The following is a 1,808-nucleotide window of genomic DNA, read 5'->3' as shown; positions in this document are numbered from 1 at the left end:
CCCGCGAAACCGCCAGCGGCAGCACCCGAAGCAACGGATATGCCCGCGAACCGCCAGCGGCAGCACCCGCAGAAACGGATATGCCCGCGAACCGCCAGCGGCAACACCCGAAGCAACGGATATGCCCGCGAACCACCAGCGGCAACACCCGAAGCAACGGATATGCCCCCCGAACCGCCAGCGGCAACACCCGAAGCAACGGATATGCCCGCGAACCGCCAGCGGCAACACCCGGAGCAACGGATATGCCCACAAAAACCAAATGCCCCAAAAATCAAAAGCTCACAGCCTCGGCTAGCTCCTACACTGGTTTCTACGGCTTGCCCCAAAGCCCCAGACAACCACCACCCAAGGAGTCAGTCCCATGCCCGATAGAAAATGCGATTGTCCCGGATGCAAATGCACAATCAAGGAAGGCGACCATTCCTACGCCGTGCACGGCAAACACTACTGCTGCGAAGCCTGCGCTCACCACCACAAAAGTGGTGAAGAGTGTTCAAGCAAAGGCTGTCACTGCGCCCATCCAAAATAACGGCATGCAAAAAAAGTGGAGCCTAATCAGGCTCCACTTCCAGTTTCAGGCTTTCATCTTCCAGCCGCTCGGTATGCCGCACAGTGCCTTGCAGCCGTCGACCTTCGACCCTGACCACGACGGTTTTCGCCTGGTCGAGGTTTTCCGGTAGCGGTGCCGGCACGCGCAGGGCAAAACGATAGGGATCGTCTTCGACGGCTTCCAGACCCACTCGACAGTCCACGCTTTTGGTGATGCGTCCGAACAACGTGTCCAGGCCGTAATCAAGCTGCGCCGGACTGCTGATGTTGGTCATTGTGCATTCCCCCGAATGATCCTGATGGTCCCGCAGAGCTTAGCTCGCCGGTCGCCAGACAACGTTTTCCACACCGAATTTTTCTGCCATCGGTTTGCTGGTCTTCTGCACTTTCTCCCGGCCGAAGCGCGGGATTCGACCCACGCCGGCGTCGCAACTCGCCCAGTGCCACGCCTCGGCGTTGTCCATTTTGTCCGAGCGGATAATGAACGACTTGGGCGCGCCGTGAAGGGTGTATTCGATGACATAGAGTTTTGCGTTGTTCATAAAGCCCGTATTCCTCCCTGTGGTATTAGAGGGATCGCGGCGTGGCGCGAAAATTCATTCGGATTGTCCGACGGTATCTATCGTTGGCGGCGCCGGGGTGCACTGGTTACCATGCGGCTTCTGCCAACCCCAATGAATGCTCGCCATGGCCCTCGCCACACCCCCTGATCTCAGTGATACCGACGTCCCGGTGCAGCCGCTGGCGCGGACCTATCCGCGCGGGCTGTTTATCGAGCCGCACGAGCATGTCTGGGGGCAGTTGTTGTATGCGATGAGCGGGGTGATGTGGGTCGAGACCCCGCATGAAGCGCTGGTGGTGCCGCCGCAGCGGGCGGTGTGGTTGCCGCCGGGAGTGCCGCACGGGATTCGTGTGGTGTCGGATTTGCAGATGCGCAATATCTACCTGCGCCCGGCGTTGGCGGCGACGCTGGATGAGACGGTGCAGGTGATCGAGGTCGGTGGATTGTTGCGCGAGTTGATCGTCGGGCTGGTGGGGCAGGGCGACAGCGGTGATCCGGGGTATTACGAGGCGCTGGTCGGGCTGGCGTTGCTGGAGCTGAAACGGGCCCGGCGCTCACAGTTGAAGATCCCACTGCCGGACGATTCCGATCGACGTTTGATGAACCTGTGTCAGGCGGTGATGGCCGCACCGTCGCTGGACATTCCTTTCGAGCAGCATGCCGAAAACGCCGGGGCCAGTGTGCGCACACTGGC

Annotated in this window: 4 protein-coding genes; 2 read left to right on the top strand and 2 right to left on the bottom strand. The window is 60.5% G+C overall.

The features are described from left to right. Positions 1 to 364: 364 nt before the first annotated feature. On the top strand, positions 365 to 532 hold the full coding sequence (locus tag F2P67_RS27550) for a metallothionein (RefSeq protein WP_103307310.1): 168 nt from the start codon (positions 365 to 367) through the stop codon (positions 530 to 532). A gap of 22 nt (positions 533 to 554) precedes the next feature. On the opposite strand, the gene F2P67_RS27545 is transcribed toward F2P67_RS27550, so the two are convergent. Further along, positions 555 to 827 (bottom strand): hypothetical protein, encoded by a 273-nt coding sequence (locus F2P67_RS27545; protein WP_166226409.1) that lies wholly within the window; start codon positions 825 to 827, stop codon positions 555 to 557. Between the two features lie 39 nt (positions 828 to 866). Beyond that, positions 867 to 1,094: a DUF6555 family protein gene (locus F2P67_RS27540; protein ID WP_166226406.1), complete on the bottom strand. Its 228-nt coding sequence runs from the start codon at positions 1,092 to 1,094 to the stop codon at positions 867 to 869. Between the two features lie 136 nt (positions 1,095 to 1,230). Between F2P67_RS27540 and F2P67_RS27535 the strand changes: the two genes are divergently transcribed. Continuing rightward, a partial coding sequence (locus F2P67_RS27535; RefSeq protein WP_166226403.1) for an AraC family ligand binding domain-containing protein occupies positions 1,231 to 1,808 on the top strand: 578 nt, incomplete at its 3' end.

Source organism: Pseudomonas atagonensis, assembly GCF_011369485.1.
Classification (GTDB): Bacteria; Pseudomonadota; Gammaproteobacteria; order Pseudomonadales; family Pseudomonadaceae; genus Aquipseudomonas; species Aquipseudomonas atagonensis.
This window is presented reverse-complemented; position numbering and strand designations above follow the sequence as displayed.

Excerpts from the sequence above, each read along its gene's own strand:
- F2P67_RS27550 (WP_103307310.1), top strand. The coding sequence starts at position 365 with ATGCCCGATAGAAAATGCGATTGTCCCGGATGCAAATGCACAATCAAG.
- F2P67_RS27545 (WP_166226409.1), bottom strand. The coding sequence starts at position 827 with ATGACCAACATCAGCAGTCCGGCGCAGCTTGATTACGGCCTGGACACG.
- F2P67_RS27540 (WP_166226406.1), bottom strand. The coding sequence starts at position 1,094 with ATGAACAACGCAAAACTCTATGTCATCGAATACACCCTTCACGGCGCG.